Genomic DNA, 23,682 nt, shown 5'->3' on the forward strand with positions numbered 1-23,682 from the left:
CTTGGGCAAGGAATCAATTTGTGAAAATAAACAAAAAGGCATCCTTTTTAATTGAAAAACATGAAAATAATATGAAGATGTCCGATATATAACATATCGTTTAAAAGGAGGAAAAACATGAAAAATGCAATAAAATGGTTGAAAAAACCATCGATTTCTAAGAGACTGATTATTTCATTCACGCTCGTTCTTGTCTTGCCAATTATTACACTCAGTACGATTTCATATCAGATTGCCAAAGAAGAATTAGATCATGAAATCATGTACGGAGCAAACACAAGAGTCAATGAACTGAATGACATGATTCAGCAAAAGCTTATCAATAAGGAAAACGCAGTAAAACTCTTTACTGAAACATCTACTGCTGCAGACTTTAAGAAGAACAACCAGGACAAGCTGTATGAGCATTTCGAGATATACAGTAAAATCAATGAAGATGATGTGGTTGGCTTTTATGCAGCAAGTAAAAAGCGTGATTTCATTCAGTTTCCTAAAGTAGACATGCCAAAAGGCTATGATCCAACAACGCGTGATTGGTATCAACTAGCTATGCAGGATGACAGTGGTAAGCCAGTTGTTACTAATCCATACATCTCTGCCACAACAAACGGCATGGTTGTCACGATTGCCCAGCGTCTGAAGGACGGGTCGGGAGCGATCGGAATTGACATTGATGTGCAAGACATTGTCAATAAAATAAAAGAGATTAAAATTGGACGACAAGGATATCCAATTATTGCGAATAAAAATAAACAAATTGTGGCTCATCCAGAAGAAAAGTCAGGATCTAAGGTCACTGAAAATATTTCATCTATCCTTTACAGCGGAAAAGAAGGAACGTCAACTTATGAGAATAAAGGAGAACAAAAGCGTCTTGTTTTTGTGACAAATGATTTAACAGGTTGGAAAATTGCTGGAACGATGTTTGTATCAGAAACAGAAGAAGCAGCACAGCCAGTTTGGAATTCTGCCATTATTCTTTTAATTTCTTCATTTATCCTTGGCGGCGTTGCGATCTTCTTTATCGTTCGATCCATCACAATTGGACTTCGAAAGCTTGTTGATTTCTCAAACAAAGTGAGTGAAGGGGATTTAACCGAAACCCTTGAAACCAAATCGAAGGATGAAATAGGAGAGCTGACAAGAAGCTTTAGCAAAATGAGTGAATCCCTCCGTGACGTCATTCGAGCGGTACAGCAATCTGTCGACAATGTGGCTTCCGCTTCCGAGGAGCTGACGGCAAGTGCCAGCCAAACAAGTCAAGCAACTGAACATATCACGATGTCGATTGAACAATTTTCAAATGGAAATGAAGCACAAAACGAGAAAGTCGAATCTAGTACGAATCAGCTTGTGGCAATGAATGAAGGGTTACAAGACATGTCACATACGTCATCAGAAGTGGCTGCTGTCTCACTTCAATCGACAGAGGCTGCTGGTCAAGGCGGCCGAATTGTTGAAAGCACAGCGAGCCAAATGAAACATATTGATACATCTGTACAAGAAGCAGAACAAGTCATGAAACAATTAGAATACAAGTCTAAAGATATTACGAGCATTTTAAATGTTATTAACGGCATTGCAGATCAAACGAATTTACTTGCGCTAAATGCAGCCATCGAAGCAGCAAGAGCAGGTGAATCAGGACGCGGCTTCTCCGTCGTTGCAGAAGAAGTGAGAAAACTAGCTGTCCAATCCGCAGATTCAGCGAAAGAAATTGAAAAGCTCATTCAAGAAATTGTGTTAGAAATTGCTAAATCTCAAGATATGTTCAAAACGGTCAATCGAGAAGTACATGCAGGACTCGGTATGACAGAAGAAGCAAAAGAAAGCTTCCAGAACATTTATGAGGCGGCAGAAGGAATGTCGAAAAAACTGACTCAATTAAACGATACAGCGATTGATCTATCGAGCGGTTCAAAGCTTGTCTCACAAGCTATGCAGGAGATGCGCCAAGTCTCTAGAGAAAGTGCGGCAAACATTCAGGACATTGCGGCTTCTGCTGAAGAGCAGCTGGCATCTATGGAAGAAATCTCATCTTCTTCTGTGACACTTGCTAACATGGCAGAGGAACTAAAAGAGCTCACAAGTCAATTTAAAATTGATTAAAAAATGATGAAAAAATACCCAGAATTGTCTGGGTATTTTTTTTATGTTTAAACATCGTTTTCAGCCTGTAAAAATAAACCTTTCATCCGATAATAACTTTAGAGAAGTAAAGGGGGAAAGAGAAAATGGGGAAAATGATCCAATGGTTAAAAAAACCATCCATTTCAAAAAAATTAATTATTGCCTTTTTGGTAGTCCTTATCCTGCCAACCACTGCACTGACAATTAGTGCATTTTTTACATCAAAGACAGAGCTAGACAAACAGATTATGGGCAGTGCGATGAGTCAAGTCAATGCATTTGATACCTTAATCAATGAGAATATAGGAAACAAAGCAGATGCTGTGACCCTGTTTACAGATACACTCAAAGCGTCTAATCTTCAAGAAAAAAATAGAAATGCGACCATTAAAGAATTGCAGCAATTTGGAAAAATTAATGAAAAAGATGTTTCTGCTATCTATGCAGGCTCCGAAAAGGGATTGTTTATGCAATATCCTGTTCAAAAGATGCCTGATGGCTACGATCCAAGAGAGCGTCCATGGTATCAAGAGGCACTCAATGCAGAAAACGGCAAACAAGTCATCACAAAACCATACGTAGCAGCCTCCACAGGGAAAATGGTCATCACCATTACTCAAAAAATGAAAGATGGTTCAGGTGTTATTGGAATTGATTTAGAAATTGACACCCTACTGCAAAAATTAAAAGAAATCAAAATTGGGCAAAAAGGCTATGCCTTTATCATGGAGAAGGATAAAACAGTTTTAGCAGATCCGACCCAAAAGCCAGGAAGTCAGGTAAATGAGAATCTGGCGAATATTATTTTTAAAAACAAAGAAGGAAACGGCAGCTACACACTCAAAGGAATAGATAAAAAGGTTGCGTATGTGACCAATGAATTAACCGGCTGGAAAATCGGTGGAACGATGCTCGTATCAGAAGTAGAAGATGCAGCAAAGCCCGTTTTCAATACAGCCATTATTGTGTTCAGTGTGACACTTATCGTAGCAGGTACCCTTATCTTCTTTATCGTCCGCTCTATATCTAAAAGATTATCCAACCTTGCCCGCTTCTCGAAAAAAGTCAGCGAAGGTGATTTGCGCGATAAGCTTGAGATCCAATCAGATGATGAAATTGGCCAAGTTGGGAAAGGCTTTAATACAATGATTGACTCATTAAGAACCCTCATTGGTGCCGTCCAAACCTCGGTCGAAAATGTCGCTTCTTCATCAGAAGAACTGACCGCCAGCGCAGGGCAAACAAGTAAAGCAACAGAGCATATTACACTATCCATTGAACAATTCTCCAATGGAAATGAAAGTCAAAATGACAAAGTCGAATCCAGCTCAGACGAGTTAGAAGAAATGAACCGAGGCCTTCAGCACATGAATGAGTCGGCTGAATCCATTACTGCTTCATCGATCAAATCAACAGATATCGCAGGGGAAGGCGGACAGCTTGTGGAAAAAACCGCTTCTCAAATGAATGTGATTGATCAGTCCGTGAAAAAAGCAGAGAATGTCATCAGCGCTCTTGAAAGTAAATCAAAAGACATTACACAAATTCTAGGTGTCATCAATGGAATCGCTGACCAAACGAATTTACTTGCGCTAAATGCAGCAATCGAGGCAGCAAGAGCTGGGGAATCTGGCAGAGGCTTCTCCGTTGTAGCAGAAGAAGTAAGAAAACTGGCTGTTCAATCAGCCAATTCGGCGAAAGAAATCGAGAATTTGATTAAAGAGATCGTTCAAGACATCGATGTATCACAGGAAGTATTCACTGCGGTGAATCGAGAAGTTCAATCAGGCTTAAGCTTCACTGAACAAACAAGAGTCAGCTTCCACAATATTTTCGAAATGACAAAAGAAATTTCTGACCAGCTTCAAACGATGAATCAAACGGTTATCCAGCTTTCAAATGGCTCTGCCCATGTGTCAGAGGCTGTCCGTGAGATTGCAGACGTCTCACGTGAAAGCTCCGCAAACATTCAAGACATAGCGGCTTCAGCGGAAGAACAGCTGGCATCAATGGAAGAAATCAGCTCATCCTCTGCTACGCTCTCATCAATGGCAGAAGAATTGCGTGATTTGATCAGCAAATTTAAAGTCGAATAGACATAATGAAAAGAGTCCTACAGCTAGAGGGCTCTTTTTTCATTGAGTAAATCAAAAGAAATAGGTGAATTTACTCATTTTGATTAATTTTCGAACATTAAGTCTTGAAAAATAATTCGTATTACCTAAGAATAGAAGGGAAAGACCACAAATCATAATTCAAAAGGAGTAGAGTCATGAAAAAAATCAACTTTTTTAAGCACTTTACAATGTCGAAGAAATTAATTACTGCATTCTTAGCGATTCTCCTAGTGCCAATTCTCGTATTGGCAGCATTTTCTTATGAAGTGGCATCAAAGTCTCTCAATGATGAGATTATGTCTAGTGCTGCAAATGGTGTTCAGCAATTAAACGAACTCATTAATAAAGATGTACAGCCTAAAATTGATATCGTTTCCTATTTAGCCAAATCGGTAAAAAAGAGTGAATTGGCTTCTAAAAACAAGGATTTACTCAAGGTAAAATTAGAGCAATTATCGGAAACAGATGAAGATGTGGTGGAAGTATTCATTGCAGATCAAAATGGTAAACTAACCGAATATTCCAAGATTCACAAAGGTAGTGCCTCGAGCTCAAAAAACGAATCGTGGTTTCAACAATCGATGGGAGATGAGAAACTCATCATTTCAGATCCTTTTGTCGGCAAGTCATCAGATGACCTGCTCATCACAATATCAGAACAATTAGCAGATGGTTCTGGTGTGATTGGGATCAATGTGCGCTTGAACACGATCGTGAAAGATACAAACAGCATCAAAATTGGCAAAGAAGGCTATGCGTTTGTCGCGACTGCAGATCAGCATTATATTGCCCATAAAACAGACAAGCCTGGGGCGAAATTGACAGGTGATTTCATATCGAAATTGTATGATAAAAAACAAGGCAGCTTCAAATATGAATACAATGGAAAGCCGAAGCAAATGTTTTTTGACACAAATGAAGCAACAGGCTGGAAGCTTGCTGGAACAATGTATACGGGCGAAGTCAAAGAAGCTGCACAGCCAGTTCTCGACTTAACAATGATCATACTGGCAGCTGCGATTGCCATAGGCGGAATCGCGATTTATTTTATTATTAAATCGATTCGAAAGCCACTGATAGAGCTCTCTGAATCGGCTGAGAAAATCAGTCAGGGTGATCTGACCCAGCATATTGAAGTTCGTACACACGATGAAATCGGGAAGCTTGCGCAGAGTTTTAACGAGATGTCAGCAAAGCTGAAACACGTCATTCAAGCTGTTCAGAATTCCATTGAAAATGTGGCCTCCTCTTCTGAAGAGTTAACAGCAAGTGCAGGACAGACCACCCAAGCGACTGAGCATATCACATCATCTATTGAACAGTTCTCAAACAGCACTGAACACCAAAATGATATGATCGAAAAAAGCTCAGTCCAGTTGAACGAAATGGATCGCAGCTTATCCCATATGGTCGATACGACCTCACATATGATGGAATCGTCGATTGATTCGAGCAAAACGGCTCAGGCTGGTGGAGAACTCGTTCAAAAAACAGCAGGTCAAATGCAAACCATCGAGCAGGCAGTGAAAGAAGCAGAGCTTGTTATTCAAGGCTTAGAGCAGAAATCAAAGGATATTACTAACATTCTGGGTGTCATTAACGGCATTGCTGACCAGACCAATCTCCTTGCTTTAAATGCTGCGATAGAAGCCGCTCGGGCAGGAGAAGCAGGCAGAGGTTTCTCTGTTGTTGCAGAAGAAGTTCGTAAGCTGGCAGAGCAATCAGGAAGCTCTTCAAAGGAAATTGAAAGCCTGACAAACGAGATTGTGGAGGAAATTGAAAAGTCACAGAAAATGTTTAAACAAGTAGCAGGTGAAGTACAAGCTGGATTAAACATTACAGATGAAACGAAAGTCAGCTTTGAGAAAATCACCGATAAAACATCAGAAATGACAGAACAAATGAAACAAATGAACGGAACCGCCAAAGAACTCTCGCATGGCTCAAATGATATTTCACATGCGGTGAATCAAATCAAAGAGCTTTCAAGAGAAAGTTCCGCAGGCTTCCAAGATATCGCAGCATCCGCAGAAGAACAGCTGGCATCTATGGAAGAGATCAGCTCATCCTCTGCCACGTTATCTCAGATGGCAGAAGAGCTAAGAGAGCTCATTAAACAATTTAAAATGTAAGAGATATAGGGAAGCACCTGACGTTTTGACGTCAGGTGTTTTTCCATTCGATGCATATAATTTGGGTGTTTTGGACTTATTTAGACTTTAATAAATTAAAAAAGTAAACAACCTAGTAGTACTTCCGATATATATACTATCTTACTAAAAGGAGTTTTCTTTTTTATGAAATTCATACAGTATTTCAGGAAGCCATCTATTTCAAAAAAGCTCGTATTCTCTTTCTTATTTATTCTCTTATGCCCAATCATTGTATTGGCATTCTCTTCATATCATACGGCGAGCACCTCCTTAAATGATCAAATCATGCAAAGCGCCAAGGAGAACGTAGAGCAGCTAGATAAAAATATTACGAAGGTTGTGAAAGTGAAAACAGACGCAGCCGATTTCTTTAGCAAATGGATCACGGAGAAAAAGCTTAAGCAAAAAGGCACGACAGATATTCAAGGGCGCTTTGAGCAGTTCATGAGTATGAATGATGACACAGAAGGCATTTTTGTCGCTTCAAGTGATGGCAAAGTGTTTTCAAGATATCCTAATAAAAAAATGCCTGCTGACTATGTCGCAACGGAGCGGGATTGGTATAAAGACGGCTGGGCGAAAAACGGGGAGCTGTCTGTTTCAGCACCGTATCCAACGGCTTCAACCGGTACGCTTGTGGTCACAATCTCTAAAAAGTTAGAGGACGGATCAGGAGTCATTGCAATGAACCTAGACATTGCGAATCTAGTAAAAGAATCAAATAGCATAAACATTGGGAAACAAGGCTATGCCTTTATCGGAAGTCCGGATCGTACCTTTGTTGCCCATCCAACGAAAAAAGCTGGATCCAAATTATCTGGTGAATGGCTAGAAAAGCTTTATTCACAAGATGAAGGTTCTATGAGTTATATGTTTGAAGGAAAAGAAAAGCAAATGGAGTTCACCACAAACAAAGCGACTGGCTGGAAAATTGTCGGTACGATGTTTGTGACGGAAGTAGAAGAAGCTGCACAGCCAGTCTTTAACATGGCCGCTATCATTTTAGCAGGCGCGCTCATCATTGGCGGGATTCTGATCTTCTTGATCATTCGTTCCATTACAAAACCACTTTCTATACTTGTCTCTTCCTCAAGGAAGATCAGTGAGGGAGATTTAACAGAAAAAATTGATGTCCGGTCAAAAGATGAAATTGGACAGCTAGGCACAAGCTTTAATGAAATGAGTGAGTCATTAAGAGATGTCATCCAAGCTGTACAAACATCTGTAGAAAACGTGGCTTCTTCATCTGAAGAACTGACGGCAAGTGCAGGTCAAACAACAAAAGCAACTGAACATATTACATCATCTATTGAATCATTCTCAAACGGCAACGAAAATCAAAGCGAAATGGTGGAGCAAAGCGCGTCTCATTTAAAACAAATGAACGAAGGACTGAACGAAGTCGCAGAAACGTCTGATGTCATCACAGCGTCATCTATTCAATCAAAAACAGTAGCGGAATCAGGCGGGCAGCTTGTGGAGCAAACCGTTGGCCAAATGAAGACGATCGACCATTCAGTGAAAGAAGCTGAAGGGGTGATCAACGGGCTGGAGCATAAATCAAAAGATATCACAAACATCCTAGGCGTGATTAACGGCATTGCGGATCAAACGAATTTACTTGCACTCAATGCTGCCATTGAAGCAGCACGTGCAGGTGAGTCAGGCAGAGGCTTCTCTGTTGTCGCAGAAGAAGTGCGTAAACTTGCAGTTCAATCATCGGATTCAGCAAAAGAGATTGAAAAGCTTGTGAAAGAAATCGTATCTGAAATCGAAACATCTCAAAATATGTTCAAATCAGTGAATGAAGAAGTGAAGAATGGTCTTTCCATTACAGATCAAACGAAAGAAAGCTTCTCACAAATTAATCTGCAAACAGCAGAAATCGCAACAAGAATCAATGAAATGAATACAACAGTACGCGAGCTTTCAAAAGGATCTGAGCAAATTTCTAAAGCGGTGAATGAAATTGCCGATGTATCACGAGAGAGTTCAGCAAGCATCCAAGATATCGCCGCATCTGCTGAAGAACAGCTTGCTTCTATGGAAGAGATTAGTTCTTCATCTACGACTCTTTCCCAAATGGCGGAAGAATTACGTGATTTAATTAAAAGATTCAAGATCAGCGAATAAGATCAAGTGGTTCTCCTCAAGGGGAACCGCTTTTCTTTTTAAGAGGTCATCTCGTACAATAGAGGAAATCGAAAGAATAGGAGAGATGTTATGCGTTTATCAGATAAGAAGGTCATTGCGTTTGTCAGTGATGATTTTGAAGATTTAGAGCTATGGTATCCGGTTCTGCGTTTAAGAGAAGAAGGGGCAACTGTGCATCTTGTAGGAGAAAAAGCAAAGCATGAGTACATCGGAAAATACGGTGTGCCGGCTGTATCTGATGCAGATTTTTATTCCATTCAAGCGGATGAATATGATGCTGTGCTTGTCCCTGGTGGATGGGCACCAGATAAACTGCGCCGTTATCCAGAAGTGTTAAACATTGTTCGTTCATTTGATGCAAAGGCAAAACCAATCGGGCAAATTTGCCACGCTGGCTGGGTGCTGATTTCAGCAGGAATCCTGCAAGGCAAAAAAGTAACAAGTACACCTGGTATTAAAGATGATATGACAAATGCTGGAGCGGACTGGTTTGATGAAGCAGTCGTCACAGATGGCCACCTCGTCTCGAGCAGACGTCCGCCGGATCTCCCTCCATATGTGAAAGCATTTGCGGATGTGTTAGCGGCAACATAAACAAAGGATCCGAAACAAAAAACAAAGGGCGAACTTGCACATCATGTTCGCCCTTTGTTCATCATTTCATGCCCCATTCATTTTGTCTATCGGCAGGATACATCACGCCCATTTGTTTTCTCGCCTCGTCCATGACGGACATGGTTTGAACAGATAAGGCAAATGTATTGACTGGAGACTGCCCCATTCCTTGCTGAATACACTCAATAAAATGACAGATTTCATAATACATGGCTGGCTGATCATCTTTGAGAGAGATATCGGTTTGATGTCCTTGACGATCGTGGAACGTGATACGCGAAGGACGGTGGAATTGATCAATCACCATCGTGGCGTCCTCTCCTTGAATTTCCGCAGATAAATGAGACGTTGAAATTTTAGAATGAAAAAGGAGTGCTTGATGCCCGTCATATTGTAAAAGGACAGAGCCGCTCCCATCTACACCAGAAGAAAGCTTATAGCCTCTCGCGGTGATTTGATTCGGCAGACCAAATAAATAGATCGCCGGGTAGACAAGATACACACCGATATCCATTAAAGAACCATTGGATAATTCAGGCTTAAAAGCATTTGGAATCTCGCCATTTCGGTAAGCATCGTATCTTGAGGAATATTTACAGTAATGAGCGACCACTTGCCGAATGGGCCCGAGCTGATCAAGATGCTGTTTGATTTGCAGGAAGTTTGGCAGAAATGTCGTTTTCATCGCTTCCATTAAACACACTTGATGTTTTTTCGCTGCAGCAATCATCTCTTCCACTTCTTTTCGGTGAGAGGCGAATGGTTTTTCGCATAAAACGTGCTTTTGGTGCTCCATCATCAACATGGCCTGCTCCTTATGAAGGGCATTTGGACTTGCAATATACACGGCATCAAACGCATCACTTTCCGCCATTTGATGTAAGTTCGTAAAAACTGTATCAATACCGTATTTTTCGGCAAATGCCTGGCCTTTTTCAGCGGACCGTGAATAGACGGCTGTACATGTAAAATCAGCTGCTCCTTCACCGGCCTGTAAGAATCGATCTGTAATCCAGTTCGTTCCGATGACAGCAAATCGAATCATGTCATTCCCTCCTTCTGCTTTTCTCTGATTATACATCCTTTGAAAGCGTTTGTATGAAAGAACATTCTTTTTATTGAAGAGCGGATGAAACCTTTATATAGGCTGATGCGTCTTACATAAAGGATATAAATGTACGAAAAGTGGGTAGTTTCTTCCTTCATTCGGGTAATACTCTGATAGAAGGGAGAGGAGGAAACGAACATGAAGCGCACCCTGCATATAGGAAGTACATACGTCTTTGCGCTTTTATTCATAGCAGCCGGTATTTTTCATGTGATAGAGCCGAGCGGCTTTGCCCGTATGATGTCAGGCTGGCCATTTCCATATGTGATAGTCTATGCGACTGCATGCTTTGAATGGCTGATGGCTGTTTTGCTGCTTCTGCCAAATGTCAGGATTGCAGCAGCAAAAATCATGGCTGTCTATCTTGTACTCATTTTCCCTGCAAACTTATTTGCTGCACGAGAGGGAATTCCATTTCCAGGTCAAAAAAGCACAGATCAGGCCTTGCTATGGATAAGGCTTATTGGACAGCCGATTCTCATTATATGGGCGATGTCCATTGCGAAATGGGAAAAAAAGCTGAAACAATGACCACCATATCATGATCAGATAGTGTACAATTTATTAATAAAATAGCCCGAGTTTGGAGGAACGATATGAATTCTATGCAAATGTGGAGCAGTCGATTTAGAAAATTTTTTCTTGATAACAAGTTTGTTCTCTTTTTACTCGTCCTGCTATTAATCGGATTGAATATCCTTGTTTTCATGAAAACATCTTTTATTTTCACACCGCTCATTGTACTCGTCAAAACCATCGCCTTACCGATTATTTTAACGGGGGTCGTGTATTATTTATTAAATCCGATTGTCAACTTGTTAGAGAGGTTTAGAGTCAAACGGATCTTTTCAATTTTGCTTTTATATATTGTCATTATTGGCATCATTACAGTGACCATTGTGTCTATTATTCCTTTTTTACAAGCACAAACGATGAGTCTGTTTCATAACCTTCCGAAATATGTTGATACGGTAGAAGAACAGATTCGCCAACTAACGGGAAGCAACTTTATTAATCAAGCGCAGAAAGCGATGAATTTTAACGTCTCTGAATTGGTGAGTAAAGCGTCAAGTCAAGCAACGAAGATTTTGGAAAGCACCTTTACCGGAGTGGGGACTTTCTTAGGGGCGCTCACCGAAATCATCATTTCGATCGTGACCGTTCCGTTCATTCTGTTTTATTTATTAAAAGACGGCAAAAAATTACCTGACTATTTCCTGAAATTTATTCCGAATAAGTTTAGAGATCATACACATATCGTGCTTCACGAAATGAACCATCGCCTGAGCTCTTATATTCTCGGACAGATCATTGTCAGCTTCTGTATTGGTGTTCTTCTTTTAATCGGTTATCTGATTATTGGACTTGACTATGCGTTGCTGCTGGCGATCATTGCGGCATGTACAAGTGTGGTGCCTTACCTTGGTCCAACGATTGCGATTACACCAGCGATTGTGATTGCGCTTGTGACATCACCAGTGATGCTTTTAAAACTCATCATTGTCTGGACAGTGGTTCAGCTCATTGAAGGGAAATTTATTTCACCTCAGGTCATGGGGAAAAACCTTCATATCCATCCGATCACGATTATTTTTGTTCTATTAACAGCAGGTAAATTGTTCAGCGTAGTCGGCATCATTGTCGCGATTCCAACATATGCCGTCCTGAAGGTCATCACGACCCACTTGTTTGATTGGTTCAAAATGCGATCCAATTTGTACAAAGAAGAAAAGGTTTAATGTCATAATCTTTTTTTGAAAAAAATATAGTATCATAAAGACGAGCTTTCGATGAAGAAAGCTTGTCTTTATGTGGACATAGATGGTTGGACTGTTCAAAAGATCAGAATTGAAAGGAAAGAAAATCATGAATCTATGGGATTTATTCGTGGCACTGGTTTTAGGAATTGTCGAAGGATTAACAGAGTATGCACCTGTCTCATCTACAGGTCACATGATCATAGTCGATGATCTATGGTTAAAATCAAAGGAAATCATTACGCCAGAGGCGGCAAACACATTTAAAGTCGTGATTCAGTTAGGTTCTATTTTAGCAGTCATGATTGTGTTCAAGGATCGTATCTTGAACTTGTTAGGCTTAAAGAAAAATATCACCGAAGAACAAAAGCGCAGCGGGCATAAGCTGACCATTGCTCAAATTGCAGTAGGACTCGTCCCAGCCGTCATTTTAGGATTCTTATTTGAAGACTATATTGATAAATACTTGTTTGACGTGAGAACAGTCGCTGTCGGTTTGATTTTAGGCGCAGTGTTGATGCTTGTCGCTGACTGGATCAATAAACGTAAAACAGAAACAAGCTCTGTCGATAACATGACGTACAAACAGGCGCTTTATATCGGACTGTTTCAATGTTTGGCATTATGGCCAGGCTTCTCTCGCTCAGGTTCGACGATTGCAGGCGGGGTTATTCTTGGTTTGAATCACCGTGCTGCAGCTGATTTTACATTTATCATGGCGATGCCGATTATGGCAGGCGCAAGCTTGTTAACACTTGTGAAAAATGCCGAATATTTAACAACAGACATGCTGCCATTCTTTATCGTCGGCTTTGTGAGTGCATTTGTTGTGGCTCTCTTTGTTGTTCGATTCTTCCTAAAACTGATCAATAAAATCAAACTTGTGCCTTTTGCGATATACCGAATTATCCTAGGTGTGATTTTATTTATCCTGTTCATGTAATGCTGTAAACTACTCTTATAAAAGAGTAGTTTCAGCGTGTAGACAAACCTTCGCATTCGTTGTCAGGTCTGCGCGCCGGTGCTCACGAATGTCAAATTCGCTCCGCTCCGGTGCTCGTCCTTCCTAGACTGCAAAGGTTTTCAAACACGCTGAGCTGAAAAGAAGACAAAGGGCTAAAATAAAGATCATTTTAGCCCTTTGTCAACAATCTGAAACTACTCTTATAAAAGAGTAGTTTTTTTGTTGTTTCAGCTCTTTTAAACAGTAAAATCACCCTCTTAATTGGTAGAAAAAGAAGTTTTTTCATAATTTAGTGTTTAAGAGACAGAGGAAGGGGTAGTACATAAACATACCAATTAAAGGAGGAGTTAGAAATAATGAGAAAAACAAGCAAATTTGTTGTTAGTTCTATGATTGCTACGTCAATGGTTGCTGTCCCTCTATCTCTTACGACTTTTGGTCAAACGGCTGAAGCTGCTACGACAACAGGTGTTGATGGAAGTGTCTCTATTGATCCAGTAGCCATTGCCGATAAAATTGAACAAGCAGTAAAATCATCTCAAAATCGTGATGGATTTGTAAAAAATGCGGCGTACAGTGCCTTCTATGAAGCAGGTCAAAACTATAACGTAGTTGTCCAAAACTTAAGCCAAGATCATGACTTTAGCGGACTGAACAATGTTGTCTACTATGATAGTGTTGAATATGATGGTATTACGTTTGGTATTTGGGTATTTGAAGATGGTACGTTCGTCAACAATGGTGACGGCGGCTATATTAACTGGACATTTGTTGGCAGCTTTGACCGTGAGGAAGGAAGCGGCACTGTCGATTTCCATAAAAGATTCTAATCTTATTGCCAAAAGTCTGCCGATTCACCGGCAGACTTTTTTTATAACGCACATTCTTCTATGTCAAAACCTAAATCTTCAATGATGTGATGATCCGTTTGGACTTGCTGGCCTTTTGTTGTTAAATAATCGCCTACGAAAATGGAATTTGCCGCATAAAGGGCAAGCGGCTGAAGCGTCCGTAAATTGAACTCTCTGCCTCCAGATACTCGAATTTCCTTGGTTGGATTGACAAACCTCATGAGCGCCAACACTTTCAATGCTTTGATCGGATGTGTTCGTTCTTGATGCTCAAGCGGTGTTCCCTCGATTGCATGAAGAAAGTTGACTGGAATTGAATCCGCATCAAGGGCTCTGAGCGCAAAAGCCATTTCAACAATTTGCTGGTTGGTTTCACCCATCCCAATAATAACCCCTGAGCAAGGTGACATGCCGGACTGTTTGACCTCCTCAAGGGTCGACAAACGATCATGATATGTATGAGTTGTCGTAATGTGAGCATGATGATCTTGATGTGTATTGATATTGTGATTATACCGATGAACCCCTGCTTCCTTCAGCCGCCTCGCTTTGTCTTCATTTAATAACCCAAGACATGCACACACCTTCAAAGGCATGGTCTCAGTGATCTCTTTTACTGCTGCCGTCACCTCATCTAACTCTCTGTGAGAAGGTGCTCTGCCGCTTGCGACAATACAATAAGTCCCCGCTTTTCTCTTGAGCGCCTCACGCGCGCCAGCCACAATCGTTTTTTGATCAAGCATTGTATATCGTTCAACCGGTGCTTTTGAAATGATCGACTGTGAACAATAACCACAGTTTTCAGGACAATAACCGCTTTTTGCGTTAAAAATCATATTTAATTTCACCTTGTTTTGAAAAAAATGAAATCGTACTTGATAGGCTGCATGCATCATAGATAATAATTCTTTATCGTCAGCTGCAAGAATGTCTAGACCTTCTTGCAGCGTGATCCGTTCATTTTTCAGCGCTTTCTCCGCCATCGCTTCCCAAGACAAAGATATTTGTTTTCCCATCATAAGCTCCTCTCATTATGTTAACTTATTTTTATTAAAAGTTAACATAAGAGATGGTCGTTGGCAAGCATTGGATAAATGATGTCTATGAATATACATGTAGACACACAAAAAGGCGATGATCATGAAGTCATCGCCTTTTCATATGTAAAGCAATATGGCTTATCGAACAGTAATATAGTTAATCACACGTTCTCCAAGTGAATTATAGTAAGAAACCGTCACTGAACCGCGTTGTACGGCACGAATCCAAGTGAAGTTTGGAGCTGTTTGATCTAATTGAATCGCATAAGTTGCGCCCGTCACAGTAATTTGGCTTGCTGGAAGAGAGACGGCGATCGAAGAACCTACAGGAAGCGTACGGGTCAACGTAATTACTTTATTCATAATAGGAGCTTTTGCTATGACTGGTTCTTTTGGCTGTGCAGCTGCATGAGCACCTTCAGTTTGGAAGAACGTAAGAGCACCTAAAGCAGCTAAAGACAATGTACAAGCTTTCATTAATTTTTTCATCGGTAACACTCCTTTTTTTGGTATATACATATATTAATAATAATAGAATTATATGTCAATAAAATTATGTAGAAAAAAGAGTATTTATGGTAAAAATTGTCATATATTATTCATATGCCTTCTCTTTTTTAGGGGAAAAAGAGGCATAAAAAAAAGCTGGGCTCATCCCAGCAATGTAAAGCTTTATGAAAAGAGATCATCAATCGTCGTCTCGCTGTTTTGGCTGACGGCCTTTTTGCTTCTCTTTTTCTCTAATGTAGTGAATAAAATCGATGGTTTGTCTTCGTGCTTCTTCGGAAAAATCGGAGGCAGCCTTAAACGCAATTTGCAAATCAGGATCGTCTGCAAGGTCGGCATCAGTTCCGCCTTTGTCCTTACCTGTGAGAAGATAATCCGTTGAGACCCCATATAACTCGGCGATTTTCACAATCATCTCACCGTCGGGCTTTCTCAAGCCATATTCCCAATTTGCATAGGTGGACATCGCCTTTAATCCGAGTTTTTTAGCAACCGTTGACTTGCTCCATCCATGCTTCTCTCTTAATTCAGTTAAAATCTTTCCAGTCAAATTATCCATTGGAAACACCTTTTTTCATGTTATGAGTAAATTTTATCATGAATTACACGGAAAAGATAAATAATTACACAAAAAGAATAAAAAATGATTGACTTACTCGTTTCGTGTATATTATCATAATGAATATAACTTACACATATTGAGTAAGAGGTGGAAAGATGAAACTTGAACATTTACGAGAAGAACGCATTTTACAAGGAAAAGCACAAACCTATATGGCGAAAAAATTAGGATATAAGTACACGAGCGGCTATGCAAATATAGAAATGGGCAGAACGAAGCCTAGCTTAGAAATCGCAAAGCATATTGCAGATCTGCTGAATAGGGGTGTTCAAGAGCTTTTTTTTGACCAAAAGTTACACGAAATGAGTAATTCTCTAAAGGAAGAGCATTTCTTAGAAAAGGGGAGACGAACAAAATGAATATTGAACATCCAATGGTAGCGCAGATGAATGACTTTGGATATCCAAAAAGCTACTGGACATATGACATGAAACGTTATGGATATCAAACAGAGATTGAGGACAGTCTGGAGGGATTTGAAGAAGATGAAACATCAGATGATTTTTGATGCCAGAAAGGAAGCGCAGCTTTGTTTAGTCCAAGCCGGCGGCTGGATGACCTTTCATCACCAGAAACCGGTGTTTGTTTTTTCCACAGCAGAAGATAAGCAAACATACATGAACCTCTTGGCGGCAAAGGTCGCTGAAGCAAAAAAGGAGGAATCAAGGCGACGTGAAACGATGGAAGCAAATTATGACAATCCTCAAATGCTTGCTCAAAGCGAGTAAAAACGAACAAGACATCCGTCAGTTTGAAAAGGATGACGGGAGATCCTAACATGGTCATCCATTTTATCATTGAGGCAGAGTTTTTAACAAAAGATACATTGATAAAAAGAATACGAGCAGCTGCAAAAGCACAATGCCCGCATAAAATAAAAGGCGCACTATCACTCGAGATTCGCTTATTTGACGACATGCCGCTTGACATAGCTGACTGTCAAAACAAGCGTACATACGCAGAAAAAGGTTTGATACGCCCGGTGCACGTCAGCATCTTTCAGCCAAGACTACAACATATTCAAGAAGCACTTCATTCTATTGCGGATAAGGTCCCTCTACAGATTGTCGATTTAAGAGTTTCACAGTTTTATAGTATGCGTCCAAGAATTGAAATCATTTTAAATACGATAGGTGATGGCACGAAATCCTCACCAAATAAGGAGACAAGCATATGAACGAGCCAAAACAATTATTCATTCAAGAAAACCAGACATTTGTCGGTGAGATGGAAACAGGAAAAATTCAAGTCATCGTGTTAGATGGGAATGTAGGAACGGCTTATAAGTTGGATGTACCTGAACATGGAAAAACCATTATTCAAACGGCAAAAGGTCACTTTGCAAGAGTAGATCACGAGATTGGTTTTAAAATCAGCTAGATCACAACACAACACAATACGTCCAAGACGGAAAGCCTGCGGACACTGATCAAGACCCTATGAAAAGGGGACTGATTGGTGTCCGTTTTTTATTTTCTTAAAAAAGGGAGAGAGCCAATATGCAAGATTTACTTATCGAATACAAACGAGCATTAAAGGATGCTAGAAAAAGATATGAACCATTTAGAGAAAAAGAAGACAAACAGCTTTCAGATCAAGAGAAGCATGATAAAAAAATTATCGCCAGTATGGTCAGCGATCTCGAATACGTCGTGGAATGGCTTCAAATCGGCAGACAGCCAGGCGCACGCAGAGGATTAGATAGACGTTCAGTCTATCAGCGCACCATCCTAGCAAATCCAGAAGTGTTAGAGGCTTTATCACATGAATATACCCTCATCCAAGAGAATGAAAGAGATGTCAGCGAGCGGGACAAAAGACGAATTGACGAAGCCTTGTCCGTTTTAACGGATCGAGAAAAGGACGTATTCTTCATGCACACAACACAAGGATTATCGTTTAGTGAGATTGCGATTATGCTGGATGTGAAAAAAGGAACTGTCCAAAAACATATGGAGAGAGCTCGGACAAAGATGTCCAAAAAAGTACAAGAACGCCTATTCGAAGCAGCTGAATAGGCGTTTTTTCTTTTACAAAATAAATGGAGCAGCACTTGTCTTACAGTTGCCACCTATAGTTAGAAAGACCAAACGGATGTTTGCTAGCCCTACACAAATGATTCCTTCACAGGAAATCGTTCGAATTAAAAGGAGGCGGCAGGTGAATGTAAATGAAAGATAAACGGATAGGAGCCAAGCAAGATTATATGAAAGGGATGACGTACCAGCAAATTGCTGATCATTACAATGTCTCGATCCATACCGTGAAATCATGGAAAAGACGATACGGATGGCAAAGGCAAAAAGATTCGTCAAAGCAGGCACACTCGATCTTCAATCAGTTTCTGTCAGATGAAACGATTGAAATCATGGAGAAAATGGGCGGGCGTACATCGCTTGATTTAATCTGGGATCAAATTCAAATTCAATATGCTGCCATTATTCGGGCGCAGCGCATCATGTATGTGTCAGATCAAGAGGACATGATCAAAGAGCTGAAAAAGGCGGCATACAAGCCTTCTTCATTAGAAGAAACAGTAGAAGGCATTCAGCCAGAACAAGAAATCAGCACAGAAGAATATTCGTTTCAATTTTCGTGGGATCGGCATGCCACCTTTTTAAATGCCCAATCCCGTGCAATGGGAGAGCTCAGGCGTCTCATTAAACAGTTTGAAGAGCTCGCACATGCGAAGGATGAACGAAGATTAAGGCTAAAGCAAATTGAACTGACCATCGAAAAAACAAAAAAAGCAGTGCGTGAAGAAAAAGAGGAAGATCTTCACATCATGATTAAGCGGAAAGAGGATAACTCATGACGCCATTGATTGAAAAAGAAGTCAATCCTCACTTTGAACACTTTCTATTCGATTGGAATCAGAAGTTTCAATTTTTAGTAGGCGGCTACGGCTCCTCCAAAAGCTATCACATTGCGTTAAAACTCATTTTAAAGCTGCTGGAAGAAAAACGGACAGCACTTGTCATTCGAGAAGTATATGATACGCACCGTGAATCAACATTTTCTCTATTACAAGAGATCGTCAGCGATCTTGACATCGATCGTGTGGTGAAGTGCCGAAGTTCGCCGCTTGCCTTGACGTTTCGAAATGGCAGCAGCATCTTATTCAAAGGACTGGACAAGCCTGAGAAATTGAAATCGATCAACAACATCTCGATCATTTGGATTGAAGAGTGTTCAGAGGTTTCTTATGAAGGCTTTAAAGAGCTGCTTGGAAGGCTGAGGCATCCGTCCTTACCGCTTTATATGATGTTATCGACCAATCCTGTTGGTCAAGATAATTGGACGTACAGACATTTCTTTCGAGATGAACAGCTGAAGCGATTTGTCCTAGATGACGAAACCTTATACAAAAAGCGCACCGTTGTCATCAAGGATACGTACTACCATCACTCCACAGCGGAAGATAATCTATTTCTCCCTAAAAGCTATGTGAAGCAGCTGGATGAGCTGAAAGAATACGACCCAGACCTCTATCGAATTGCGAGGAAGGGCTATTTTGGCATCAATGGAACAAAGGTTTTTCCTCAATTTGAGGTGAGAAATCATTCTGATGTATTAGAAGCGATTCAGCAGATTGACAGGCCGCTGAAACGAGCAGGCATGGATTTTGGATTTGTTGAATCGTACAATGCGCTCATTCGATTAGCCGTCGATCATGAAAAAAAGTACTTATATATTTACTGGGAATATTACGACCGCGGGAAAACAGATGATGAAACAGCCGTTGATCTAAAAGAGTTCATTGAATCAAAGGAACTCATCAAAGCTGACGCAGCCGAGCCTAAAACCATTCACTATTTTCGGCAGCGTGGATTTCAAATGGTGGCTGCACATAAATACCAAGGCTCACGTTTGCAGTATACGAAAAAGATCAAACGGTTTAAGAAAATCATTTGCTCTGATGCTTGTCCGTACACAATCTATGAACTTCAATCACTGACCTATAAGGCAGATAAGGATGGCCGTTTAGAGGAAGATGAATTTCAAATCGATCCACACACATTATCAGCCATTTGGTATGCGCTGGATGATTATGAAGTGACGGATTTGAAACAGACCGCCTCGGAGCGTGTCCGCCCAAACAGAGAGAGGAGGTCTATACAATGAAACAATTGAAAGCAACGATTATGAAGGCAAACATGTCTGATCATACAAAACAAATGTATGCAGATGAATTTTCCTACGAAAAAGATGACATTGTTCCCCCGCCTTACAACATCAATGAATTAAAAAGCATGGCAGAATATTCAACCATTCTTCAGCAATGTATTGATGCGTACAAAACCAATATTTTAGGCTTTGGGTTTGGGGTAGAATACGCCTTTGACTTTAATGCAGAAGGTGTAAAACCGGCAAAAAAGAAAGCCGCAGAGAAGGAATGGACAAGACTTGAAGAGTTTACGAAGTACATGAACTATGATGAGTCCGCTGATGTGATTCTTGGCTATGTCCTCGAAGACCGAGAGAAAACTGGCAATGGTTTTTTAGAGGTGCTACGAGATGGACAAGGAAAGCCGGCCGGAATCGAGTATTTAGATGCGCTTCATATCCGCATTTGCAAGCTTAGTGAGCCAGTCGACGTCGAATTCAGGTACACCGAAAATGGCGAAATGAAGACAATGAATCGAAAGAAACGATTCCGTAAATATGTACAGGTGATCAACGAAAAGAAAGTCTTCTTCAAGGAGTATGGTGATCCGCGCATTTTGCACTGTGAAACAGGCAAATACGATGACACCACACCAGAGCCGCTTCGCGCAACAGAAGTGATTCATTTTAAAATTGGCAGTGGAACGTATGGGATTCCCCGCTGGATTGGCAACATCGTCAATATGTACGGAGCACGCAAGGCAGAGGAGCTGAACTACCTTTATTTTAAACAAGGGCGGCATGTACCAGGTGCCATTATTGTCGAAAATGGCATGCTGTCAGAATCCTCTTATCAGCAGCTTCAAGATTATATGGACGATATTGAAGGATCTGATCATGCACATAAGTTTCTATTGCTTGAAGTTGAAGGTCTACCGACAGAAAAAGGGTTAACGGGAGAAGAAGATGTCTCAAATGTCAAAGTGAACTTTAAATCCCTAGCCGAGATCCTGCAAGAAGATGCGCTCTTTTTAGAATACGATGAAAAAACAAGAAACAAAATCCGCTCTGCGTTTCGCCTTCCGCCAATTTACACAGGTGAGTCTCAAGACTATAACAAAGCGACAGCAGATACGGCGCGTAAAACAACAGAAGAGCAGGTATTTCAGCCGGAACGGCATCTCATCACAGGAAAACTCAATACTCTTTTCCTGCCGGATCTTGATATTTGGCATGTCCGTTTTCTATTAAATGGTCCTGATTTTAGAGACCCATTAGAGATTGCCAAGGTACTGACGCCATTTATTCAGGCGGGGGCAGTGTCACCTAACGATTTGCGCGATCTAGCAGGAAGAATTCTCGGAAAAACGCTAGAAGAATGGCCTGAGGAACTATATCACCGACCTTTAGAAAGCCGCATGAAATCAGCTGAAGAAAAGTCTCAACCAGAGCCGGACCAGCTGACGAAATAAACAGAAGCGCGTGCACTTTTTTGAAAGGGGGTGAACATATGCCAAGAGAACTAAAAAACGCTAAAATTACGCATGTTTCCTACGTGGACAAAGCAGCGAACAAGAAGAAATTCTTTTTGATGAAAGCAAAGAAAAAGCGGCCTGACTTTCAAAAGGAGGTCAGTGTCCTGACAAAGGCAGAAGATGCTCATCGCCTCGTGTACGGTGTCGTGTATGAGCCGAATACACCTGATGCACATCAAGACTTTATGACAGCCAAGGAAATTGAAAGAGCGGCACACGGCTTTATGAAGGATGCCCGTCATATTGACAAGCAGCATGATTTTCAGGATGGTGTTGGCGAAGTGGTTGAATCGTATATTGCTCCGGCTGATGTAGAGGTAGGCGGGGAGCTGATTCGAAAAGGGTCTTGGGTGCTTGTGACAAAAGCTTCCCAAGAGATTTGGGATCAAATTCAGAAGGGCCACATTACAGGCTATTCAATGGCTGGAACGGCGGACATCGTCGCCATAGAAGAACAAGATCAGCTTCTATCTCAAGGCACGAATGAGAGAGGGCTTTTTTCTTTGCTGAAAAATTTCTTTTTAAAAGAGGAAGGTGCAAACATGTCACAATCATTTTGGAACTTTTTAGACCATCTGCTGGAAACCTTACAGTCAAGTGATGGTGATGAGGCGGATGTAAGAGCTGCCTTAGAACAGCTCATTCCAATCATGCAGGATATCCTGAAGACAGAGGATGTACTTCAAACGATTGGTGAAAGGCCAGCCGCCGTACAAAAGGAAGATGCTGCTTTGACGACAGATCAAGTACGAGAGCTCGAAAAAGCAAAAAAGGCCATCGAAAACGTCTTACAGCAGGCTGAACAACAAGAAACAGATCAAACCGGGGAAGAACCTGTCCAAAAAGTGCTCGAGCAAGTCGTTGCACCGATTCGTCAGCAGCTCTCTTCCTTAGAGAAATCAGCCAGCAGAGAAAAAGCAGCGGTGCAGGAAGTGCTTGAGCAGCAGCTTTTGCCTATTTCAGAACGAATTCACATGCTTGAAAAAGCGCGGGGCATGTCAAAACAAACAATCCACGATACACAAAACGACACAACAACACCCATATGGGATGGCTTACTATAAGCCTAAATAAGGAGGAAACAGTGTGAGAAATCAAGAGTTGATTCGCAAGGCTGAAATGACACTTGCCAGCTTAAAAACCGGCGGTCTCATGAACGCAACCCAATCCAACACATTCATTAGAATGATGCAAAACACACCAACCGTTTTAAATGATGCACGCATCATTCCGATGGAAAGTGATTCACAAAAAATCGAAAAAATCGGCTTTGGCCAGCGTATTTTGCGCCCAGCAGAAGAAGGCCAAGCGCTTGATGCAAAAGACCGTGTTGTCCCAGCGACAAGCACTGTCCAGCTAAATGCGAAAGAGGTCATTGCAGAGATTCACATGACCTACGACAGTATTGAAAACAATATTGAAAAAGACGGAATCCAGCAGACAATTATGCAAATGCTGGCTGAACGAGCGGCGGTCGATATTGAAGAGCTCATCGTCAATGGGGATACGACTTCATCAGATCCATTTTTAGCCCAAATGGATGGCGTGAGAAAACAAGCAGTATCTCATATTGTTGATGCAAATGGAGCGGAAATTAGCCGCCAAATGTTTAAACAAGCCTATAAAGCGATGCCGTCAAAATATTTACGTGTACCTCAGGATTTCCGTTTCTACACATCCCCAAGTTTAGAGGTTGAGTGGAAGGATCAAGTAGCAAACCGTCAGACAAATCTCGGAGATGCGGTCATTCAAGGCGGACTTTCTTCTGCATTCGGTGTGCCGGTCAAAGGTCTTGCCAATATGCAGCCATATGACGAAGCGGGAACAGACGTATCAGATATTTTGCTGACACACCCTAAAAATATTATCGTAGGTTTTTCTCGTAATATTCGAATTGAAGTAGAAAAAGATATTCGCAGCCGTAAATTTATTATTGTCCTGACAGCGAAGCTAGACAGCAAATTTGAGGAAGAGGATGCTGTAGCAAAAGTGATGAAAGTGAAAGAGTAGGTGAAGGCAGGC

24 protein-coding genes and 4 pseudogenes are annotated in these 23,682 nt (G+C 41.0%); 24 read left to right on the plus strand and 4 right to left on the minus strand.

Features of this window, described 5'->3' with window-relative positions; all coding sequences use genetic code 11:
- Positions 1–300 precede the first annotated feature (300 nt).
- The 9 genes and pseudogenes from ACP7A0_RS09615 to ACP7A0_RS09655 all read left to right on the plus strand — a co-directional run.
- Positions 301–1,167: pseudogene (locus ACP7A0_RS09615) on the plus strand (cache domain-containing protein); the annotation flags it as partial.
- A 114-nt stretch (positions 1,168–1,281) separates the two neighbouring features.
- Complete coding sequence (locus ACP7A0_RS09620) at positions 1,282–2,109, plus strand: methyl-accepting chemotaxis protein (RefSeq protein WP_407060619.1); 828 nt, start codon at positions 1,282–1,284, stop codon at positions 2,107–2,109.
- A 281-nt stretch (positions 2,110–2,390) separates the two neighbouring features.
- Positions 2,391–3,281 (plus strand): annotated as a pseudogene (locus ACP7A0_RS09625) (cache domain-containing protein); the annotation flags it as partial.
- Positions 3,276–4,226, plus strand: a complete 951-nt coding sequence (locus ACP7A0_RS09630) for a methyl-accepting chemotaxis protein (RefSeq protein WP_374955724.1) — start codon at positions 3,276–3,278, stop codon at positions 4,224–4,226. The pseudogene ACP7A0_RS09625 and the gene ACP7A0_RS09630, both read left to right, overlap by 6 nt.
- Before the next feature lie 317 nt (positions 4,227–4,543).
- A pseudogene (locus tag ACP7A0_RS09635) lies at positions 4,544–5,437 on the plus strand (HAMP domain-containing protein); the annotation flags it as partial.
- A complete protein-coding gene (locus tag ACP7A0_RS09640) occupies positions 5,432–6,379 on the plus strand; it encodes a methyl-accepting chemotaxis protein (protein WP_375567718.1) in 948 nt (315 codons plus the stop codon). The pseudogene ACP7A0_RS09635 and the gene ACP7A0_RS09640, both read left to right, overlap by 6 nt.
- Before the next feature lie 165 nt (positions 6,380–6,544).
- A pseudogene (locus tag ACP7A0_RS09645) lies at positions 6,545–7,588 on the plus strand (HAMP domain-containing protein); the annotation flags it as partial.
- Entirely contained in the window at positions 7,580–8,533 is a 954-nt protein-coding gene (locus ACP7A0_RS09650) for a methyl-accepting chemotaxis protein (RefSeq protein ID WP_374955726.1), read from the plus strand. The pseudogene ACP7A0_RS09645 and the gene ACP7A0_RS09650, both read left to right, overlap by 9 nt.
- Positions 8,534–8,623: 90 nt before the next feature.
- Positions 8,624–9,148: a type 1 glutamine amidotransferase domain-containing protein gene (locus ACP7A0_RS09655; RefSeq protein WP_106039136.1), complete on the plus strand. Its 525-nt coding sequence runs from the start codon at positions 8,624–8,626 to the stop codon at positions 9,146–9,148.
- A 61-nt stretch (positions 9,149–9,209) separates the two neighbouring features.
- Here the strand turns inward: ACP7A0_RS09655 and ACP7A0_RS09660 are convergent, their stop codons facing one another.
- The gene (locus tag ACP7A0_RS09660; RefSeq protein WP_106039137.1) at positions 9,210–10,214 is read right to left on the minus strand and encodes a Gfo/Idh/MocA family protein; all 1,005 of its coding nucleotides are present in this window, start codon (positions 10,212–10,214) and stop codon (positions 9,210–9,212) included.
- A gap of 201 nt (positions 10,215–10,415) precedes the next feature.
- Between ACP7A0_RS09660 and ACP7A0_RS09665 the strand changes: the two genes are divergently transcribed.
- The 4 genes from ACP7A0_RS09665 to ACP7A0_RS09680 all read left to right on the plus strand — a co-directional run bounded on the left by ACP7A0_RS09665 (position 10,416) and on the right by ACP7A0_RS09680 (position 13,828).
- On the plus strand, positions 10,416–10,808 hold the full coding sequence (locus ACP7A0_RS09665; protein WP_375566229.1) for a hypothetical protein: 393 nt from the start codon (positions 10,416–10,418) through the stop codon (positions 10,806–10,808).
- A 65-nt stretch (positions 10,809–10,873) separates the two neighbouring features.
- Positions 10,874–12,016 (plus strand): AI-2E family transporter, encoded by a 1,143-nt coding sequence (locus ACP7A0_RS09670; RefSeq protein WP_034659761.1) that lies wholly within the window; start codon positions 10,874–10,876, stop codon positions 12,014–12,016.
- A gap of 127 nt (positions 12,017–12,143) precedes the next feature.
- Positions 12,144–12,977 carry an undecaprenyl-diphosphate phosphatase gene (locus tag ACP7A0_RS09675; RefSeq protein WP_050944681.1) on the plus strand — a complete coding sequence of 278 codons (834 nt, stop codon included), beginning with the start codon at positions 12,144–12,146 and terminating at the stop codon, positions 12,975–12,977.
- A 377-nt stretch (positions 12,978–13,354) separates the two neighbouring features.
- Positions 13,355–13,828 carry a hypothetical protein gene (locus ACP7A0_RS09680; RefSeq protein ID WP_060597177.1) on the plus strand — a complete coding sequence of 158 codons (474 nt, stop codon included), beginning with the start codon at positions 13,355–13,357 and terminating at the stop codon, positions 13,826–13,828.
- A 41-nt stretch (positions 13,829–13,869) separates the two neighbouring features.
- On the opposite strand, the gene bioB is transcribed toward ACP7A0_RS09680, so the two are convergent.
- From bioB to ACP7A0_RS09695, 3 genes are all read right to left on the minus strand, one after another.
- Entirely contained in the window at positions 13,870–14,865 is a 996-nt protein-coding gene (bioB, locus tag ACP7A0_RS09685) for a biotin synthase BioB (protein ID WP_034659758.1), read from the minus strand.
- 162 nt (positions 14,866–15,027) lie between these two features.
- Positions 15,028–15,378 carry a hypothetical protein gene (locus tag ACP7A0_RS09690; RefSeq protein ID WP_034659757.1) on the minus strand — a complete coding sequence of 117 codons (351 nt, stop codon included), beginning with the start codon at positions 15,376–15,378 and terminating at the stop codon, positions 15,028–15,030.
- Positions 15,379–15,577: 199 nt separating this feature from the next.
- The gene (locus ACP7A0_RS09695; protein WP_034659756.1) at positions 15,578–15,955 is read right to left on the minus strand and encodes a helix-turn-helix domain-containing protein; all 378 of its coding nucleotides are present in this window, start codon (positions 15,953–15,955) and stop codon (positions 15,578–15,580) included.
- Positions 15,956–16,113: 158 nt separating this feature from the next.
- On the opposite strand from ACP7A0_RS09695, the gene ACP7A0_RS09700 reads away from it, so the two are divergent.
- The 11 genes from ACP7A0_RS09700 to ACP7A0_RS09750 all read left to right on the plus strand — a co-directional run bounded on the left by ACP7A0_RS09700 (position 16,114) and on the right by ACP7A0_RS09750 (position 23,670).
- A complete protein-coding gene (locus ACP7A0_RS09700; protein ID WP_260336291.1) occupies positions 16,114–16,377 on the plus strand; it encodes a helix-turn-helix transcriptional regulator in 264 nt (87 codons plus the stop codon).
- Positions 16,374–16,526: a hypothetical protein gene (locus ACP7A0_RS09705; RefSeq protein ID WP_375566225.1), complete on the plus strand. Its 153-nt coding sequence runs from the start codon at positions 16,374–16,376 to the stop codon at positions 16,524–16,526. Before ACP7A0_RS09700 ends, ACP7A0_RS09705 begins: the two co-directional genes overlap by 4 nt.
- Entirely contained in the window at positions 16,504–16,746 is a 243-nt protein-coding gene (locus ACP7A0_RS09710) for a hypothetical protein (RefSeq protein WP_080869539.1), read from the plus strand. Before ACP7A0_RS09705 ends, ACP7A0_RS09710 begins: the two co-directional genes overlap by 23 nt.
- Before the next feature lie 50 nt (positions 16,747–16,796).
- The gene (locus ACP7A0_RS09715; RefSeq protein ID WP_034659754.1) at positions 16,797–17,195 is read left to right on the plus strand and encodes a hypothetical protein; all 399 of its coding nucleotides are present in this window, start codon (positions 16,797–16,799) and stop codon (positions 17,193–17,195) included.
- Complete coding sequence (locus tag ACP7A0_RS09720; protein WP_034659753.1) at positions 17,192–17,398, plus strand: XtrA/YqaO family protein; 207 nt, start codon at positions 17,192–17,194, stop codon at positions 17,396–17,398. The genes ACP7A0_RS09715 and ACP7A0_RS09720 overlap by 4 nt, the downstream gene beginning before the upstream one ends.
- A gap of 119 nt (positions 17,399–17,517) precedes the next feature.
- Positions 17,518–18,036, plus strand: coding sequence for a sigma-70 family RNA polymerase sigma factor (locus tag ACP7A0_RS09725; RefSeq protein WP_426004948.1), 519 nt, complete (start codon positions 17,518–17,520; stop codon positions 18,034–18,036).
- 152 nt (positions 18,037–18,188) lie between these two features.
- Positions 18,189–18,833, plus strand: a complete 645-nt coding sequence (gene terS, locus ACP7A0_RS09730; protein WP_060597166.1) for a phage terminase small subunit — start codon at positions 18,189–18,191, stop codon at positions 18,831–18,833.
- An 8-nt stretch (positions 18,834–18,841) separates the two neighbouring features.
- Complete coding sequence (locus ACP7A0_RS09735; protein ID WP_164847197.1) at positions 18,842–20,143, plus strand: PBSX family phage terminase large subunit; 1,302 nt, start codon at positions 18,842–18,844, stop codon at positions 20,141–20,143.
- Positions 20,140–21,597, plus strand: a complete 1,458-nt coding sequence (locus ACP7A0_RS09740) for a phage portal protein (RefSeq protein WP_106048266.1) — start codon at positions 20,140–20,142, stop codon at positions 21,595–21,597. The genes ACP7A0_RS09735 and ACP7A0_RS09740 overlap by 4 nt, the downstream gene beginning before the upstream one ends.
- Positions 21,598–21,635: 38 nt before the next feature.
- The gene (locus tag ACP7A0_RS09745) at positions 21,636–22,724 is read left to right on the plus strand and encodes an XkdF-like putative serine protease domain-containing protein (protein WP_375566219.1); all 1,089 of its coding nucleotides are present in this window, start codon (positions 21,636–21,638) and stop codon (positions 22,722–22,724) included.
- A gap of 22 nt (positions 22,725–22,746) precedes the next feature.
- Positions 22,747–23,670 carry a phage major capsid protein gene (locus ACP7A0_RS09750; protein ID WP_034659746.1) on the plus strand — a complete coding sequence of 308 codons (924 nt, stop codon included), beginning with the start codon at positions 22,747–22,749 and terminating at the stop codon, positions 23,668–23,670.
- Positions 23,671–23,682 lie beyond the last annotated feature (12 nt).

This window comes from Bacillus sp. DWP3-1, from assembly GCF_049896565.1.
Lineage (GTDB): Bacteria > Bacillota > Bacilli > Bacillales > Bacillaceae > Bacillus.

What these genes read in the sequence shown, in the direction of transcription:
- ACP7A0_RS09620 (WP_407060619.1), top strand. Translation starts at nt 1,282, where the DNA reads ATGTCGATTGAACAATTTTCAAATGGAAATGAAGCACAAAACGAGAAA.
- ACP7A0_RS09630 (WP_374955724.1), top strand. Translation starts at nt 3,276, where the DNA reads ATGATTGACTCATTAAGAACCCTCATTGGTGCCGTCCAAACCTCGGTC.
- ACP7A0_RS09640 (WP_375567718.1), top strand. Translation starts at nt 5,432, where the DNA reads ATGTCAGCAAAGCTGAAACACGTCATTCAAGCTGTTCAGAATTCCATT.
- ACP7A0_RS09650 (WP_374955726.1), top strand. Translation starts at nt 7,580, where the DNA reads ATGAGTGAGTCATTAAGAGATGTCATCCAAGCTGTACAAACATCTGTA.
- ACP7A0_RS09655 (WP_106039136.1), top strand. Translation starts at nt 8,624, where the DNA reads ATGCGTTTATCAGATAAGAAGGTCATTGCGTTTGTCAGTGATGATTTT.
- ACP7A0_RS09660 (WP_106039137.1), bottom strand. Translation starts at nt 10,214, where the DNA reads ATGATTCGATTTGCTGTCATCGGAACGAACTGGATTACAGATCGATTC.
- ACP7A0_RS09665 (WP_375566229.1), top strand. Translation starts at nt 10,416, where the DNA reads ATGAAGCGCACCCTGCATATAGGAAGTACATACGTCTTTGCGCTTTTA.
- ACP7A0_RS09670 (WP_034659761.1), top strand. Translation starts at nt 10,874, where the DNA reads ATGAATTCTATGCAAATGTGGAGCAGTCGATTTAGAAAATTTTTTCTT.
- ACP7A0_RS09675 (WP_050944681.1), top strand. Translation starts at nt 12,144, where the DNA reads ATGAATCTATGGGATTTATTCGTGGCACTGGTTTTAGGAATTGTCGAA.
- ACP7A0_RS09680 (WP_060597177.1), top strand. Translation starts at nt 13,355, where the DNA reads ATGAGAAAAACAAGCAAATTTGTTGTTAGTTCTATGATTGCTACGTCA.
- bioB (WP_034659758.1), bottom strand. Translation starts at nt 14,865, where the DNA reads ATGGGAAAACAAATATCTTTGTCTTGGGAAGCGATGGCGGAGAAAGCG.
- ACP7A0_RS09690 (WP_034659757.1), bottom strand. Translation starts at nt 15,378, where the DNA reads ATGAAAAAATTAATGAAAGCTTGTACATTGTCTTTAGCTGCTTTAGGT.
- ACP7A0_RS09695 (WP_034659756.1), bottom strand. Translation starts at nt 15,955, where the DNA reads ATGGATAATTTGACTGGAAAGATTTTAACTGAATTAAGAGAGAAGCAT.
- ACP7A0_RS09700 (WP_260336291.1), top strand. Translation starts at nt 16,114, where the DNA reads ATGAAACTTGAACATTTACGAGAAGAACGCATTTTACAAGGAAAAGCA.
- ACP7A0_RS09705 (WP_375566225.1), top strand. Translation starts at nt 16,374, where the DNA reads ATGAATATTGAACATCCAATGGTAGCGCAGATGAATGACTTTGGATAT.
- ACP7A0_RS09710 (WP_080869539.1), top strand. Translation starts at nt 16,504, where the DNA reads ATGAAACATCAGATGATTTTTGATGCCAGAAAGGAAGCGCAGCTTTGT.
- ACP7A0_RS09715 (WP_034659754.1), top strand. Translation starts at nt 16,797, where the DNA reads ATGGTCATCCATTTTATCATTGAGGCAGAGTTTTTAACAAAAGATACA.
- ACP7A0_RS09720 (WP_034659753.1), top strand. Translation starts at nt 17,192, where the DNA reads ATGAACGAGCCAAAACAATTATTCATTCAAGAAAACCAGACATTTGTC.
- ACP7A0_RS09725 (WP_426004948.1), top strand. Translation starts at nt 17,518, where the DNA reads ATGCAAGATTTACTTATCGAATACAAACGAGCATTAAAGGATGCTAGA.
- terS (WP_060597166.1), top strand. Translation starts at nt 18,189, where the DNA reads ATGAAAGATAAACGGATAGGAGCCAAGCAAGATTATATGAAAGGGATG.
- ACP7A0_RS09740 (WP_106048266.1), top strand. Translation starts at nt 20,140, where the DNA reads ATGAAACAATTGAAAGCAACGATTATGAAGGCAAACATGTCTGATCAT.
- ACP7A0_RS09745 (WP_375566219.1), top strand. Translation starts at nt 21,636, where the DNA reads ATGCCAAGAGAACTAAAAAACGCTAAAATTACGCATGTTTCCTACGTG.